The organism is Variovorax sp. 160MFSha2.1, assembly GCF_048305075.1.
Classification (GTDB): Bacteria; Pseudomonadota; Gammaproteobacteria; order Burkholderiales; family Burkholderiaceae_C; genus Variovorax; species Variovorax guangxiensis.
In genome coordinates this window covers 6,160,486-6,174,835 of sequence record NZ_CP157624.1, presented here as the reverse complement: position 1 = coordinate 6,174,835, position 14,350 = coordinate 6,160,486, and the positions used below count along the sequence as shown (strand labels likewise).

General features: G+C 69.8%; 14 protein-coding genes. 12 read left to right on the top strand and 2 right to left on the bottom strand.

Translation table 11 applies throughout. The features are described 5' to 3' along the window. Positions 1-7: 7 nt before the first annotated feature. The 8 genes from ABL838_RS28435 to ABL838_RS28400 are packed head-to-tail and all read left to right on the top strand — an operon-like array spanning position 8 to position 7,483. Complete coding sequence (locus ABL838_RS28435) at positions 8-730, top strand: RDD family protein (protein ID WP_126025793.1); 723 nt, start codon at positions 8-10, stop codon at positions 728-730. After that, positions 727-1,716, top strand: coding sequence for a stage II sporulation protein M (locus tag ABL838_RS28430; RefSeq protein ID WP_418123018.1), 990 nt, complete (start codon positions 727-729; stop codon positions 1,714-1,716). The genes ABL838_RS28435 and ABL838_RS28430 overlap by 4 nt, the downstream gene beginning before the upstream one ends. Beyond that, the gene (locus ABL838_RS28425) at positions 1,706-2,437 is read left to right on the top strand and encodes a hypothetical protein (RefSeq protein WP_369660634.1); all 732 of its coding nucleotides are present in this window, start codon (positions 1,706-1,708) and stop codon (positions 2,435-2,437) included. Before ABL838_RS28430 ends, ABL838_RS28425 begins: the two co-directional genes overlap by 11 nt. Further along, the gene (locus ABL838_RS28420; protein WP_418123017.1) at positions 2,424-3,218 is read left to right on the top strand and encodes a DUF4129 domain-containing protein; all 795 of its coding nucleotides are present in this window, start codon (positions 2,424-2,426) and stop codon (positions 3,216-3,218) included. Before ABL838_RS28425 ends, ABL838_RS28420 begins: the two co-directional genes overlap by 14 nt. After that, a complete protein-coding gene (locus ABL838_RS28415; protein ID WP_418123016.1) occupies positions 3,215-4,477 on the top strand; it encodes a DUF4350 domain-containing protein in 1,263 nt (420 codons plus the stop codon). Before ABL838_RS28420 ends, ABL838_RS28415 begins: the two co-directional genes overlap by 4 nt. A 14-nt stretch (positions 4,478-4,491) precedes the next feature. Beyond that, the gene (locus ABL838_RS28410) at positions 4,492-5,487 is read left to right on the top strand and encodes an AAA family ATPase (protein ID WP_019657549.1); all 996 of its coding nucleotides are present in this window, start codon (positions 4,492-4,494) and stop codon (positions 5,485-5,487) included. Positions 5,488-5,498: 11 nt separating this feature from the next. Then, positions 5,499-6,869 carry a DUF58 domain-containing protein gene (locus tag ABL838_RS28405; protein WP_418123015.1) on the top strand — a complete coding sequence of 457 codons (1,371 nt, stop codon included), beginning with the start codon at positions 5,499-5,501 and terminating at the stop codon, positions 6,867-6,869. 50 nt (positions 6,870-6,919) lie between these two features. Next, positions 6,920-7,483: a DUF805 domain-containing protein gene (locus ABL838_RS28400; RefSeq protein ID WP_418123014.1), complete on the top strand. Its 564-nt coding sequence runs from the start codon at positions 6,920-6,922 to the stop codon at positions 7,481-7,483. A 6-nt stretch (positions 7,484-7,489) separates the two neighbouring features. On the opposite strand, the gene rocF is transcribed toward ABL838_RS28400, so the two are convergent. After that, positions 7,490-8,410, bottom strand: coding sequence for an arginase (rocF, locus tag ABL838_RS28395; RefSeq protein ID WP_418123012.1), 921 nt, complete (start codon positions 8,408-8,410; stop codon positions 7,490-7,492). Between the two features lies 1 nt (position 8,411). Next, positions 8,412-10,484, bottom strand: coding sequence for a prolyl oligopeptidase family serine peptidase (locus ABL838_RS28390; protein WP_418123011.1), 2,073 nt, complete (start codon positions 10,482-10,484; stop codon positions 8,412-8,414). Positions 10,485-10,699: 215 nt separating this feature from the next. Between ABL838_RS28390 and ABL838_RS28385 the strand changes: the two genes are divergently transcribed. The 4 genes from ABL838_RS28385 (at position 10,700) to ABL838_RS28370 (ending at position 14,316) form a co-directional block, all read left to right on the top strand. Next, entirely contained in the window at positions 10,700-12,409 is a 1,710-nt protein-coding gene (locus ABL838_RS28385; protein WP_418123009.1) for a WS/DGAT/MGAT family O-acyltransferase, read from the top strand. Between the two features lie 168 nt (positions 12,410-12,577). Beyond that, on the top strand, positions 12,578-13,135 hold the full coding sequence (locus ABL838_RS28380; protein WP_418123008.1) for a hypothetical protein: 558 nt from the start codon (positions 12,578-12,580) through the stop codon (positions 13,133-13,135). Positions 13,136-13,189: 54 nt separating this feature from the next. Next, the gene (locus ABL838_RS28375; RefSeq protein ID WP_418123007.1) at positions 13,190-13,654 is read left to right on the top strand and encodes a phasin family protein; all 465 of its coding nucleotides are present in this window, start codon (positions 13,190-13,192) and stop codon (positions 13,652-13,654) included. 26 nt (positions 13,655-13,680) lie between these two features. Beyond that, a complete protein-coding gene (locus ABL838_RS28370) occupies positions 13,681-14,316 on the top strand; it encodes a TetR/AcrR family transcriptional regulator (RefSeq protein WP_126025804.1) in 636 nt (211 codons plus the stop codon). The last annotated feature ends 34 nt before the right edge of the window (positions 14,317-14,350 follow it).

Here is a 14,350-nt window from a genome sequence, read left to right as displayed (position 1 = left end):
GACGCCAGTGCGCCTCGACACGCTCTACACCGCCGAGACCCCTGAAGGCATCGCGCTCTCGCTGCGCCCGGCCGGGCTGGTCGCGCGCGGGCTGGCCTACCTCATCGACTTCGCGATCCGGCTCGGCATCTTCGTCGCGATCTCCATCGGGGTCGGCATGCTGGGCAAGATGGGCTTCGGCATCCTGCTGATCGCCTACTTCTGCCTGGAGTGGTTCTACCCTGTGGTCTTCGAGCTGACGCGCGCGGCCGCCACGCCCGGCAAGCGCGTGATGGGCCTGCGCGTGGTGATGGACTCGGGCCTGCCCGTCACGCCCGCCGCCGCGCTCACGCGCAACCTGCTGCGCGCGGCCGACTTCGTGCCTTCCTTCTACGGCGCGGGCATCGTGTCGATGCTGTGGCGCCACGACAGCAAGCGCCTGGGCGACCTCGCCGCCGGCACGCTGGTGGTGTTCAGCGACCAGGTGAGCCTGCACGGCAGCGTGCCCCCGGCCGAGCCGCAGGCGCCCGCGCGGCCGCTGTCGGCGCGCGAGCAGATGGCCATCGTCTCGTGGGCTGGGCGCGCCACCCGCCTCACGCCCGAGCGCTTCGACGAGCTTGCCCGCGTCGCGGAACCGGTGCTCGGGCCCGACACCACCGGCGCCTCGGCCTCGCAGCGCCTGCTCGGCGTGGCGCAGTGGGTGCTGGGCCGGCGCTCCGGTGCCGATGCGCAGGGAAGGGCGGTGCGATGACCCCGCTCGATTTCGAGGCCGCCTACGCACCCCTGTGGGCCGAGCTCGAAGCCGTCATCCGCACGGCCGAGACCAAGCGCAAGTTCGACGGCGCCCGGCTCGCCACGCTGTACCGCCGCGTGTGCGAGCACCTCGCGCTGGCGCAGGCGCGCTCCTATCCGATCCATCTCACGCAGCGCCTGGAGGGCCTCACGCAGAGCGCGCACCGGCTGATCTACCGCCGCCACGACTACGGCCTCGCCCGCTTCGCGCGGCTCGCGCTGGTCGACTTTCCCGAGGCGGTGCGCGCGCACCGCATCTACCTGCTGGTGTCGGCGCTGATGTTCATGCTGCCGCTGCTGATGGCGGGCTGGGCCGCCTGGCGCGACCCGGGCTTCATCCTGCACCTGCTCGACGCCAGCTCGGTGCAGGAGTTCGACTCCATGTACGGCGACAGCGCCGAGTCGCTGGGCCGCACGCGCAGCGCGGACGACGACTGGCAGATGTTCGGCTACTACATCATGAACAACATCGGCATCGGGTTCCGCTGCTTCGCGGCGGGCATATTCGCCGGCGTGGGCAGCGCGGCGGTGGTGGTGTTCAATGGCGTGCAGATCGGGGCCGTGGGCGGCTACCTCATCGCGGCGGGGCATGCCCAGAACTTCCTTTCCTTCGTCGTCACGCACTCGGCCTTCGAGCTCACCGCCATCGTGCTGGCGGGCGCGGCGGGCCTGCGGCTCGGCTATTCGTGGGTGGCGCCCGGACGGCACACGCGGCTCGAGGCGCTGCGGCTGGCGGCGCGCCACGCGGTGGTGATCGTCTACGGGGTGATCGGGCTGCTGCTGATCGCCGCCGCAGTCGAAGCCTTCTGGTCGTCGGCGCGCTGGATCGCGCCGGCCGTGAAGTACGGCGTGGGCGGCGCCTGCTGGGTGCTGGTGCTGGCCTACCTGGGCTGGCAGGGCCGGCCGAGCGCCGCCGCGAAGACAGGGGACGAACATGCGGGTTGACGGCCTCGCCATCGCGCTGCGGCCGCGGCCCATGGCCGAGGCCGCCGATCTCGGCGCGCAGCTGGTGCGCAGCCACGCGCGCTCGGTGTGGCGCACCTTCCTGCCGGTGCACATCGTCATGGTGCTGCTGGCCCTTGGCACGGTCGAGATCGCCGGCTGGCTGCCCAGCCTGCTGATCTTCTGGCTCAAGCCCTGGCTCGACCGCAGCCTGCTCTTCGTGCATTCGCGCGCCGTGTTCGGGCAGGAGACGCGCTGGTCCGACCTCTGGGCCAACCGGCGAGCCGTGTGGGGCGGGCAGCTGCTGCGCACGCTGCTGTGGCGGCGCTTCTCGCCCTGGCGCTCGTTCACCCAGGCCATCGAGCAACTCGAGGGCCAGCGCGGAAGCGCACGGCGCAAGCGGCGCGCGCAACTGCTGAGCGGACGGCGCGGTTCGGCCACCGGCATGCAGCTGGTGTTCGCCAACGTCGAGATGGCGCTCGACATCTGCCTGCTGTCGCTGCTGTTCTGGTTCGCGCCTGAAGGCAGCTCGCGCGATCTCTTCAACTGGCTCACGCAGTCGGACTCGACGGTGCAGAGCCTGCTGACGGCAGGCGCGTATGCGCTGGTCGTCGGCGTGCTGGAGCCGTTCTACGTGGCGGCCGGGTTCGCGATGTACCTGAACCGCCGGGTCGAGCTGGAAGCGTGGGACATCGAACAGGAGTTCCGTCGTGGATTCCGTTGATATCCGCGGGCTTCGCGTTGCGGCAGCGGTGCTGGCCGTGTGGGCTGCCAGCCTGATGCTGCCGGCGACCTCCACCGCGGCCGAGACGGTGCTGACGCGCGAGCAGGTGCAGGCCGCCGCCGACAAGGTCCGCGCCGACCCGAACATGCCCGGCACCAGGACCGAGAAGAAGCTGCGCTTCAAGGAGCGCGATGAGGAAGAGGAAGAGCCAGAGAAGAAGACCGACAGCCTCGACTGGCTGCGCGACTTCGTGCGGGCCGTGGCCGAGGGCGCGCGCTGGCTGATCTGGGGGCTGGCCGCATTGGCGCTGGCCTGGCTGGCGGTGCGCCTTCATCGATGGATCAGGGTGCGCGCTGGCGGCACGCGGCCCGGCAAGGCGCCGCTGCCCAGCCACGTGGGCAGCCTCGACATCCGGCCCGAGAGCCTGCCCGGGGACATCGGCAATGCCGCCGCCGGCCTCTGGCAGCGTGGCCAGCACCGGCCCGCGCTGTCGCTGCTGTACCGCGGCGCCCTGTCGCGGCTGGTGCATGCGCATGCGGTGCCGGTGCGCGCCGCGAGCACCGAGGGCGAGTGCGTGGTGCTGGCCTCGACCCGGCTGTCGCCGGACGCGCAGGCTTTCTTCGTGCGGCTGATCGAGGCGTGGCAACTGGCGGCGTACGGCGGCCGGCTGCCGTCCACCGCGCAGGTGCTGGCGATCTGCGGCGAGTTCGACCTGCACCTGTCCGCCAAGGCGGCCGCTGCCGAGCTGGACGACAGCCTGATGAAGGGCGCGGCCGCATGAACGCATGGGTGGCCCGCATCCTCACGGTGCTCGTGCTGGCGCTGGCCGGCTTCTGGCTGGTCTCCGCCACCGAATGGGCCGACACCGAGGTGTCGACGCCCGCGAGCGGAGAGGCCAGGACGAACCGCTTCTACGGTGCGCAGGCGATGCTGCGCGAGCTCGGCATGAAGGTGGTCAAGCGCGACAGCCTCGACGCCATGCCGCCCGCGCGGGCGCGGCTGGTGCTCGGCTCCAGCCACTGGGACATGTTTCCCGAGCGCGGGCAGCGCCTGCGCCAGTGGGTCGAGCAGGGCGGGCACCTCGTGATGCCGGGCTACCTGGTCGGCGGCGACCAGCTCGAAGACTGGCTGCCGCTGGTGCGCGAGAAGCCGCCTGCATCGGAAGAAAAGAACGAGAAGGAAACGCCCGAGCCGAAGAAGAGGCGGAAATCGGGCATCCCGCGCATTCCCGACCCGTCCGCCAGGGACGCGGACTGCCACACGGTGAACGAGCCCGCAACGGTTCCCGCGAGCTTCGCCGACGGACGCATCTACCGGCTCTGCACATGGTGGTCGCCCTCGCGCTACCGGCCCGCCGACAAGCAGCCGCCCGCGCTGTGGACCGCGACCGGCTCGCGCGGCACCGAGGCGATCCGCGTCGGCGTCGGGCGCGGCACCGTCACCGTGATGCCCTGGGGCCTCTGGCACAACGACAGCCTCCTGCGCGGCGACAACGCGCTGTTCGCCGCCGCGGCGGTGCAGGCGCGCGGCGGTGCCGAGATCTGGTTCGTCGCCGAGGAGGCGCGCGAGCCCTTCATGCTGTGGCTCTGGCAGAAGGGCTGGGTGGCAATGGTCGTGGGGCTGCTGGCGCTGCTCGCCGCGCTCTGGCGCGCGGCCGTGCGCTTCGGGCCGCTGGCGCCTTCGGCCGGCACGCACCGGCGCTCCATGGCCGAGCAGGTGCGCGGCACCGCCGGTTTCCTGCATGCGCACGGCCCGGGCGCGCTGCACGTTGCGCAGCTGCGCGCGCTCGACGAATCGGCTCGCCGGCAGCTGCGCGGCTACGCGTTTCGCGATGCAACGGCGCGAGCAGCCGCCATCGCGCAGGCAACGGGGCTGGAGCCGGCGATGCTGTTGCGCGCGATGGACGGGGCCCGCACCCGCCACGCCGGCGCGATGGCGATCGACCTGGAAGTGCTCGAGACCGCGCGCCGCCGGCTCGACGCGAACGGGCCGTTCACGCCGCGGGCTTCTTCTTCATCACCTTCCTCTTCCTCATCCTGAACCGAGAGACGCCCATGCAAGCCATCCAACCCGAAGAACTGACGCGTGCGGCCCAGTGGCTGCAGACTCTGCGCGCCGAGGTCGGCCAGGCCGTGGTCGGCCAGCTCGAGGCGGTCGACCAGACGCTGGTGGCGCTGGTGGCCTCGGGCCACGTGCTGATCGAGGGCGTGCCGGGGCTGGGCAAGACCCTGCTCGCGCGGGCGCTCGCGCAGGCCATGACGCTGCGCTACTCGCGCGTGCAGTTCACGCCCGACCTGATGCCCTCCGACGTCACCGGCCACGCGGTGCTCGACATCGCATCGCGCGGCGACGGCAGCCTCGGCACCCTGCGGGTGCACCAGGGCCCGGTGTTCACCAACCTGCTGCTGGCCGACGAAATCAACCGCGCCCCGGCCAAGACCCAGAGCGCATTGCTCGAAGTCATGCAGGAGTACCAGGTCACGCTCGAAGGCAAGGCCATGGCGCTGCCGCGCCCTTTCATGGTGATGGCCACGCAGAACCCGATCGACACCGAGGGCACCTATCCGCTGCCGGAAGCGCAGCTCGACCGCTTCCTGCTGAAGATCGACATCGGCTTTCCGAGCCACAGCGAGGAGAACGCCATCGTGCAGCTCACCACGCGGCAGCGCGCGGGCAACCAGTTTCCGCTGGAAGCCGTGCGCCCCTGCCTCGACGAGGCGCAGGTGCTCGAGCTGCAGCGGCTGGCCTGCCTGGTGCAGGCCGACGAGCGCGTGATCGACTACGCGGTGCGCATCGCGCGCGCCACGCGCGACTGGCCGGGGCTTTCGTCGGGTGCCGGCCCGCGCGGCACCATGGCGCTGGTGCGCGCCGCCCGCGCCGCCGCGCTGATGGCCGGGCGCGACTTCATCACGCCCGACGACGTGGCGCGCCAGGCGCTGCCGGCGCTGCGGCACCGCGTGATGATCTCGCCCGATGCGCAGCTCGAAGGCCTGAGCGTCGACACGCTGCTGCGTGCCGCGCGAGACAGCGTCGAAGCTCCAAGGCTGTAAGCCCAGCGCGGATGCGAGCTGCCATCCCGATCCCCGCGCGCGCGCCCGTGCTGGCGCTGGCCGGCCTCGGCGTCGTCGCCACGGTGGCGCTGCTGCTTGGCGTGCCGGTGGACTACGTCGCCGTCGTGGCGGGCGTGCTGCTGGCGCTCGGCTTCGTGCTGGCGGGCGCCGATTTCTGGCAGAGCCTGCGGCTTTGGCGGGCCGCGCCGCTGCGCATCGAGCGCAACCTGCCGGGCGCGTTCTCGCTGGGCGTGCCCACGGTGCTCACCCTCACGCTGGTGAACGAAGGCGCGCAGGCCTGGCGGGTGTCGGTGTTCGACGAGCTCGACACGCACTTCGCCTTCGAGGGCCTGCCGCAGGAGCACGTGGTGCCGGCGCTCTCGCGCGTCGCGATCCGCTACACGGCCACCGCCACGCAGCGCGGCGTGGCGCAGTTCGGCGCCACCCAGCTGCGCTGGCGCACCCGCCTCGGCTGCTTCGAAGTGCGGCAGACGCTCGGCGAGCCGCGCCGGCTGCGCGTGTACCCGAACTTCGCCGCGCTCGCGCGCTATGCCTGGCTCTCGGGCGACCGGCGGCTGGCGCAGATCGGCATCAAGACATACGCGCAGCGCGGGCTGGGCACCGACTTCCGGCAGCTCGCCGACTACAAGACCGGCGACTCGCTGCGCCACATCGACTGGAAGGCCACGCAGCGCCAGCGCCGGCCCATCGTGCGCGAGTTCCAGGACGACCGCGACCAGTGCGTGCTGTTCCTGCTCGACTGCGGCCGCCGCATGCGCGCCGACGAAGGCGCGCTGGTGCAGCAGCAGGCCAACAACAGCCACTTCGACGAAGCCCTCAACGCGCTGATGCTGCTGAGCTACGTCGCGCTGAAGGAGGGCGACGAGGTCGGTGCCATGACTTTCGGCTGCCCGCCCGAAGAGCGCCGCGACTTCGCCCCGCGCAAGGGCAGCGCCACGCTCAACGCGCTGATGAACCGGCTGCACGACATCCAGCCCGGCGCCACCCATTCCGACTACCTGCTGGCCGCGCAGGAGCTGCTGCGCGTGCAGAAGCGGCGCGCGCTGGTCATAGTGCTCACCAACTTCCGCGACGAGGACGCGGCCGAGCTGCGCCCCGCCATCAAGCTGCTGCGCCGCAAGCACCTCGTGCTGGTCGCGAGCCTGCGCGAACGCGTGCTCGGCCACATCGCCAGCCAGCCGCTGGTGCATGCGCGCGACGCGGTCGACGTGGCGGCGGCGCACCTGTTCGAGCAGTCGCGCCGCGATGCCTTTGCGCGCGTGGTGGGCAACGACCCGCTGTCGGTCGACGTGGAGCCGGCCGACCTCGCCGTGGCGTTGGTGAATCGGTACCACGCGGTCAAAAGGGCTGGCCTTTTGTAAAGGTCTTTGCCCACAATGGGTTCTTCATAAATCAGAGGAGAGAGAAGCACATGACGACCGATTTCACCAATCCCAATCCGTACGCCGCGCCCCGCTCCACGGTGGCCGACGTGTACGAGGGCGGCTCCGATGCCGTGCAGCCCGTGAAGCTGTGGTCCGCCAAGGGCCGCATCGGCCGGGCGCGCTTCCTGGCGTACACGCTTTTTTCGTACATCATCTTCATCATCGCAGCCGCGGTGATGGGCGGCATCCTCGGCTTCACCGGCCTCGCGCGCTCCGAGGGCGTGATCGGCGGGCTGACCTTCCTGCTGGCGATTCCGTACCTGGTCTTCTACGTGCTGACGGGCATCCAGCGCTCGCACGACATGGACTGGTCGGGCTGGATGCTGTTCCTGGCGCTGATTCCGTTCGTCGCCTTGATCTGGGTCTTCAAGTCGGGCACCAAGGGCCGCAACCGCTTCGGCGCGCCGCCGCCGCCCAACGGCATCGGCGTGCTGATCGGCGCGTGGCTGCTGCCGGTGATCACGGTGCTCGGCATCCTCGCTGCCGTCGCGCTGCCGGCCTACCAGGGCTACAGCACGCGCGCCAAGGCGGCGCAGGTCGAGCGGCCCTGAGCTTTTCTACCTCACCAGCGTCGACTTGCCGAACAGGCTCTCGATGAGCTCCACGGCCACCTCGGCCGTCTGGTTGCGCACGTCGAGCGCCGGGTTCAGCTCCACCACGTCGAGCGAACCGAGCCGCCCGGTGTCGGCGATCATTTCCATGCACAGCTGCATCTCGCGGTAGGTGGGCCCGCCGCGCACGCCGGTGCCCACGCCGGGCGCGTCGGCGGGGTCGAGGCAGTCGAGGTCGAAGCTCACGTGCAGGTGGGTGTCCTCGTCGACGTCCTGCAGCGCCTCGGTCATGGTGGTGCGCATGCCGTGCTCGTCGATGTGGCGCATGTCAAACACGTTCAGGCCCAGCGTGCGGATGGCTTCCTTCTCGTCGCCGTCCACGCTGCGGATGCCGATGAAGCGGATCGAGTCGTGCTGCAGCGCCGCGCGCTCGCCGCTCCAGCCCGTGAGCGCCGAGGGTCCGTGGCCCAGCAGGCACGACACCGGCATGCCGTGCAGGTTGCCGCTGGGGCTGGTGGCCTCGGTGTTGACGTCGGAGTGCGCATCGAGCCACAGCACGCGCAGCTTCTTGCCGCGCTTGCGCGCATGCCATGCCACCGCGCTGATCGAGCCGATGGCCAGGCAGTGGTCGCCGCCCATCATCAGCGGCACGTGGCCGGCGCCCAGCGCCGTGTCGATGGCCTGGTAGACCGAGCGGTTCCAGGCGATCACCTCGTCGAGATGCCGCAGCCCGCTCGGCGGCTGCGTCCAGGGCGTGGCCGGCCCCGCGAGGTTGCCGCGGTCGACGACCGCATAGCCCTGCCGCGCGAGCGCCTCGGGCAGGCCCGCCACGCGCAGCGCGTCGGGGCCCATGCCCGCGCCGCGCACGCTGGCGCCTACGTCGGTGGGCGCGCCGATCAGTTCGAGGGTGACGTTGGCATTGCTCATTTCAATTCCTCAGGTGTCGCCACAGGTATGCGTAGCCCAGCGCGTCCATGAAGGCGGATTCCTTGTTGTCCGTTGCCGCGCTGTGCCCGCCTTCCAGGTTCTCGTAGAAGCTGCTGTCGTAGCCCAGCGCCTTCATCTTCGCGTGCATCTTGCGCGCATGCACCGGGCCCACGCGGTCGTCGCGCGTGGACGTGGTGAAGAGCACCGGCGGACAGGCCAGCCCCGGCTTCGCGTTCTCGTAGGGCGAGAAGGTGCGGATGAACTCCCACTCCTCGGGCTGGTCGGGGTCGCCGTACTCCGCGATCCATGAGGCGCCCGCCGACAGGTGCGTGTAGCGGCGCATGTCCAGCAGCGCCACCTCGCTCACGATGGCGCCGTACAGGTGCGGGTACAGCGTGAGCATGTTGCCCATCAGCAGGCCACCGTTGCTGCCGCCCATGGCGCCCAGGTGCGCGGGCGAGGTGATCCCGCGGGCGATGAGGTCCTCGGAGACGGCCGCGAAGTCCTCGCAGGTGCGCAGCCGGTTCTCCTGCAGCGCGGCCTGGTGCCAGCGCGGGCCGTACTCGCCGCCGCCGCGGATGTTGGCGACGACGTACACGCCGCCCTGGTCCAGCCATGCGCGGCCGATGCTGCCGCTGTAGGCGGGCTGCAGCGGAATCTCGAAGCCGCCGTAGGCGTACTGCAGCGTGGGGTTGGTGCCGTCGGCCTTCAGGTCCTTCGGCGCGATCTCGAAGTAGGGCACGCGCGTGCCGTCCTTCGAGGTGGCGAAGTGCTGGCTTACGCGATGGCGCGAGGCGTCGAAGAAGGAGGGGCTGTCCTTGATCACCTGCGGCTCTCCCTGCCCGATGGTGCCGATGTAGAGCGTGGTCGGCTGCAGGAAGCCGCTCACGGTGAGGAAGTAGTCGTCGTTCTCGTCCTCGTCGATGCCGCCCGCCGCGATGGTCGAGAGCGCGGGCGCGCCGCCCAGTCTCTCGCGCTTCCACGGGCCCTTGCCGTCCGCGGGCGGCGTGAGCACCTCGAGCTGGTTCACCACGTCGTGCATCACGTTGACGATCAGGTGGTTGCGCGTCCACGAGTAGTCGTCGAGCGCGGTGGTGTCGTCGGGCTCGAACAGCACCGTGAGCGTGCGGCTGCCGGCCATGTAGTCGTCGAACTTCGCGGCCAGCAGCGAGCCCGCCGTGTAGGTGGTGCCGCCCACGGTCCAGTCCTCGCGCGGCTCGACGAGCAGCCACTCGCGCGTGATGTCGGTGTCGCAATCGTCGGGCACGTCGATCTTCACCAGCTTGCCGTCGGCGCCGCGCAGCCAGGTCTCGCTCTCGTAGAAGTCCATCTGGCGCGAGACGAAGTCGCGCTCGAAGCCGGGCGTGTTGTCGCGCCAGGCGCTCACGGACATGTCTTCGTGCAGGCCCTCGTAGACCGTCACCGCGCTCTCGAGCGGCGTTCCGCGCCGCCACTCTTTCACGATGCGCGGGTAGCTGGAGCTGGTCATGGAGCCGGGGCCGAAGTCGGTGGCCACGTAGAGGTGGTCGATGTCCTTCCAGCCCACGTGGTTCTTGGCCTCCGGAAGCGAGAAGCCGCCCTCGACGAACTGCTTCGTCTCCAGGTCGAACTCGCGCACCACGTCGGCGTCGGCGCCGCCGCGCGACAGCGAGATCAGGCAGCGCCTGTACTCGGGCTCCAGGCAGTCGGCGCCGTGCCAGACCCAGTTCTCGCCCTCGGCCGCGGCCAGTGCGTCGATGTCGAGCACGGTCTCCCATTCGGGCCGGGGCTTGCGGTACTCGTCGAGCGTGGTGCGGCGCCAGATGCCCTTCGGATTTTCCTTGTCGCGCCAGAAGTTGTAGAAGAAGCGCGGGCCGATCTTGCGGACCATCGGAATGCGCTCGTCGGAGTCGAGCACCTCGAGGATGCCCTGCTGGAGCGCCTCGAACGCAGGCGACTGCGCGTAGGCCTGAACCGTGATGGCGTTCTGGGCACGCGCCCAGGCCAGTTGCTTCTCGCCATCGATGTCCTCTAGCCAGAGGTTCTCGTCTTCGTCCTGTTGCTGATGCTGCTGCGGGGGGAGGCTGGATGTCATGGCCCCAGTGTACGGAGGCGCCGTGAAAGACACCGCGTCTTGTGAGCAGTTGTTGCGGTGCCTTTTTCAGTATCCGTACTTTGGAATTACTGGGGCAAACCCCTGTCGCGCCGGTGCCTGCCCTCGGTGGAAACACTGAATAAGGGAGGGCCCGGGAACGCGATGCGCACGGTATCCTGCCAAGCGGCTCATGCCCCACCAAGGAGACACTACACATGAAACACCTGAGCGGTCTTGATGCCACCTTCCTGCACCTGGAAACGCCGGAAATGCCGATGCACGTGGGTTCGCTCAACGTGCTCGACCTGCCCAAGGGCTACACGGGCGACTTCTACGAGGACGCCAAGAAGTTCATGGCCAGCCGCATCCACCTGGCCGACGTGTTCACGCGCAAGCTCGCGCTGATGCCCTTCGACATGACCAATCCGGTCTGGGTGGAAGACAACGACATCGACCTCGACTACCACGTGCGCCATATCACGCTGCCCAAGCCCGGAACCAACCGGCAGTTGCAGCAGTACGTGGCGCGGCTGCATTCGTCGCTCATCGACCGCAGCCGCCCGATGTGGGAGTTCTACATCATCGACGGCCTCAAGAGCGGCCAGGTGGCGCTCTACACCAAGGTGCACCACGCGGGCATCGACGGGCAGGCCGGCGTGGAAGTGGGCAAGGCCATCTTCGACCTCGAGGCCACGGGCCGCGTGGTGAAGCCGCCGCGCTCGCGCCCGCGCGGCAACAACTACCAGCTGGGCATGGCCGAACTCGCTACCGCGGCGCTGCGCAACACTGCGCAGCAGTACGTGAAGCTCTTCAAGATGGCGCCCGCCATCGCGCGCGCCATCAGCGGACTTGCCAGGCCCGACGAGAAGGCGGCCGAGAAGGACGCGGCCGCCGCGCCGAAGAAGTTCAACCTCTTCGCGCCGCGCACCTCGCTCAACGTGTCGATCACCAACCAGCGCACCTTCGCCGGGCGCACCATCTCGCTGGCCGAGACCAAGTACATCGCCAAGCACTTCGGCGTGTCGCTCAACGACGTGGTGCTGGCCACCGTGTCGGGCGCGCTGCGCCACTACCTGGCCGACAACAACGAGTTGCCGGGCAAGCCCCTGGTGGCCGGCGTGCCGGTGAGCCTGCGCGAGGCGGGCGACGACACGGCGAACAACCAGGCCAGCATGATCCTGGTGAGCCTGGCCAGCGACATCACCGACCCGATCCAGCGGCTGAAGGCCATCAACGCCTCGTCGACCAGCTCCAAGTCGACCATGAACCGCTTCAAGGCGGTGATCCTCGACGACTTTCCGACCTTCGCCGCGCCCTGGCTGGTGTCGGGCATCGCGTCGATGGTGGGGCGCTCGGGCATCGTCAACCTGCTGCCGCCGGCGGCCAACGTCGCCATCTCCAACGTGGCGGGCGCGCCCTTCCCGATGTACTTCGCGGGCGCGCTGGTCACCTGCTACTACCCGGTGTCCATCGCCAGCCACGGCACGGCCCTCAACGTCACGGTGCAGAGCTACAACGGCCGCATGGACTACGGCCTGATCGCCTGCCGCCGCGCCGTGCCCGACATCACGGAGATCGGCGACTACATGCTGGCCGAGCACAAGCTGCTGATGGAGCTCACGCAGAAGCACCCGGCCGCAGCCGGCGCCGCGCCCGCTCCGGTGCCGCCGAAGACGGTGGCGGAGCCCTCGGACGACGAGGCCGAAGCCATGCCCGTTGCCGCCGCAAAGAAGAAGCCAGCCGCTCGCAAGAGGGCCCCGGTCAAGGTCGCGGCGAAGAAGGCACCCGTGAAAGCGGCAGCCAAGGTGGCCGCCAAGCCACCGGCCAAGGCCCCTGCCAAGAAGGCCGCGCCCAAGGCTCCTGCCCGAAAGGCCGCCCCGGCCAAGCGATCCCCGGGCGCTGCGCCCAGGGCCGCGGCGGCCTGACCGGCACAAGGGGGCGGGCCCGGCAAGAAAATTGGGGCAGTTGGACTAGTTTTCCGACCGTTCTAGTTTTCCAGGCCTAGGCCCCCTGGAAGAAGATAGGCCCATCGCGACTGATCCAGTCCCTCTGTTTCCTTCGCGAAGCCCATCAACTTCAAGGAAATCTTCATCATGTCCACGCAAACCTCCATCGCCTCCGCTGCCGTCCACGTCGTCGGCCAGTACAACGACGCGGGCAAGACCCTGGTCGGCGCCTATCGCGCCGGCGTGCACCGCCTGCTGGGCGGCGCCGCTTCGCGCTACAGCGAATTCCTCGGCAGCCGCCGGCTCCCGCTGGTGAGCGAGCAGGTCAAGGCCAACCTGATCGGCGCGCAGGAGAAGATCAACGGCTTCCTGGCCAACCGCGTGGATATCGACACCGGCCGCATCGTCTCGGTGATGGACCGCGTCGCCGCCGGCACCACCAGCGGCATCGAAGCCGTCGCCGGCCGCGTGGCCCGCGTCGAATCGCCGGTCGCCACCTCGGTGATCAATGCCCTCGGCGCGCTGAACCAGCCGCTGGCCACCGTCTCGGTGCAGATCGCCGACCGCATCGCCGCCGGCACCAAGCAGATCGAAGCCCGCGTGAACGGCGCCGAAGAAGCCGCCAGGCCGGTCCGCACGGTGAAGGCCAAGGCCGCCGCCGCCAAGAAGCCGGTTCGCCGCGCTGCTGCCCGCAAGGCGGCCTGATCCTGGGGCGCATGGCGCCCCTTTTCATTTTTCTTCCGGCATCTGGAGTACCGAATGGCCACCCGTCCCGACGAAACTGCAAGGTTGAAGAAGAGGGCGGCGCCCGCGAAGGCGGCCAGGACGGCGCCGGCCGCGAAGAAGAAGGCCCCCGCCGCGAAGAAGGCGGCGGAGCAGACGGGCAGCAAGGCCGAGGGCCTGCTGCGCGCCGGCCTCAAGGCGCTGGACAACGTGCGCAACGACGTCGCCAAGCGCCAGGCCAACGTGATCGAAGGCCTGCTCGGCATCGGGCAGGGCAAGGTGCCGAGCCTGGGCCTCGACAGCTTCGGCATCCGCAAGTTCGAGGACGTGTTCGACCAGCGCGTCGCCACCGCCATGCAACGCCTGGGCATGCCCGACGCGGCCGAGGTGCGGGCCCTGCGCGACGAGGTGGCCAGGCTGCGCGAGCGCGTGGCGCAGCTCGAAGCCGGCACCGGCACGGGCGCGGGCGCAGGCACATCCCGCGGGCGCGGCAAGCGCTGAACGGCAGGCAACGTAGCAAGCCGCCTGTGGCCAGCTCCAACACCACGCGCGACCGCATCCTGCAGGCCAGCCTGGCGCTCTTCAATGCGCAAGGTCTCGCGGCCGTGTCGACCCACAAGATCGCGGCCGAGCTGGGCATCAGCCCGGGCAACCTGCACTACCACTTCAAGGCCAAGCAGCTCATCGTCGAATGGCTGTTCCGGCGCTTCGAGCAGCGGCTGGAGGCCTTGAACGGCTCGTCGGCCTCCATCGCGGCCATCGACGACCTCTGGCTCGCGCTGCATCTGCGCTTCGAGGCCATCGACGAATACCGCTTCATCTACCGCGACATGGCCTTCCTGGCCAGCGAGTACCCGGCGCTGGGCCAGCGCGCGCAGGCCCTCACCGCGCAGAACCTGCTGGCCGCGCAGACGCTGTGCGAGAGCCTCGTGGCCTCGGGCGTCATCGAGACCAGTGCCGAGCAGGCCCGCATCCTGGCGCTGCAGATGGTGTTCACCACCACCTGCTGGCTCTCGTTCGAGCGGCTGGTGCCGGGGCGCGAGGCGCTGGCGCAGGCCGACCCGGGCCTTGCGGCCTTCTACACGCTCACGCTGGTTTCCCCGTATGTTTCCGGCGAATCGAGGGCTTACCTCGATTACCTGAGGGCCAAATACCTCGGATAAATGTCGCTGCCGTCCGACGGGGCATTCGCTTTGC

Coding starts and splice junctions, on each gene's coding strand:
- ABL838_RS28430 (WP_418123018.1), top strand. CDS start 727: ATGACCCCGCTCGATTTCGAGGCCGCCTACGCACCCCTGTGGGCCGAG.
- ABL838_RS28425 (WP_369660634.1), top strand. CDS start 1,706: ATGCGGGTTGACGGCCTCGCCATCGCGCTGCGGCCGCGGCCCATGGCC.
- ABL838_RS28415 (WP_418123016.1), top strand. CDS start 3,215: ATGAACGCATGGGTGGCCCGCATCCTCACGGTGCTCGTGCTGGCGCTG.
- ABL838_RS28410 (WP_019657549.1), top strand. CDS start 4,492: ATGCAAGCCATCCAACCCGAAGAACTGACGCGTGCGGCCCAGTGGCTG.
- ABL838_RS28405 (WP_418123015.1), top strand. CDS start 5,499: ATGCGAGCTGCCATCCCGATCCCCGCGCGCGCGCCCGTGCTGGCGCTG.
- ABL838_RS28400 (WP_418123014.1), top strand. CDS start 6,920: ATGACGACCGATTTCACCAATCCCAATCCGTACGCCGCGCCCCGCTCC.
- rocF (WP_418123012.1), bottom strand. CDS start 8,410: ATGAGCAATGCCAACGTCACCCTCGAACTGATCGGCGCGCCCACCGAC.
- ABL838_RS28390 (WP_418123011.1), bottom strand. CDS start 10,484: ATGACATCCAGCCTCCCCCCGCAGCAGCATCAGCAACAGGACGAAGAC.
- ABL838_RS28385 (WP_418123009.1), top strand. CDS start 10,700: ATGAAACACCTGAGCGGTCTTGATGCCACCTTCCTGCACCTGGAAACG.
- ABL838_RS28380 (WP_418123008.1), top strand. CDS start 12,578: ATGTCCACGCAAACCTCCATCGCCTCCGCTGCCGTCCACGTCGTCGGC.
- ABL838_RS28375 (WP_418123007.1), top strand. CDS start 13,190: ATGGCCACCCGTCCCGACGAAACTGCAAGGTTGAAGAAGAGGGCGGCG.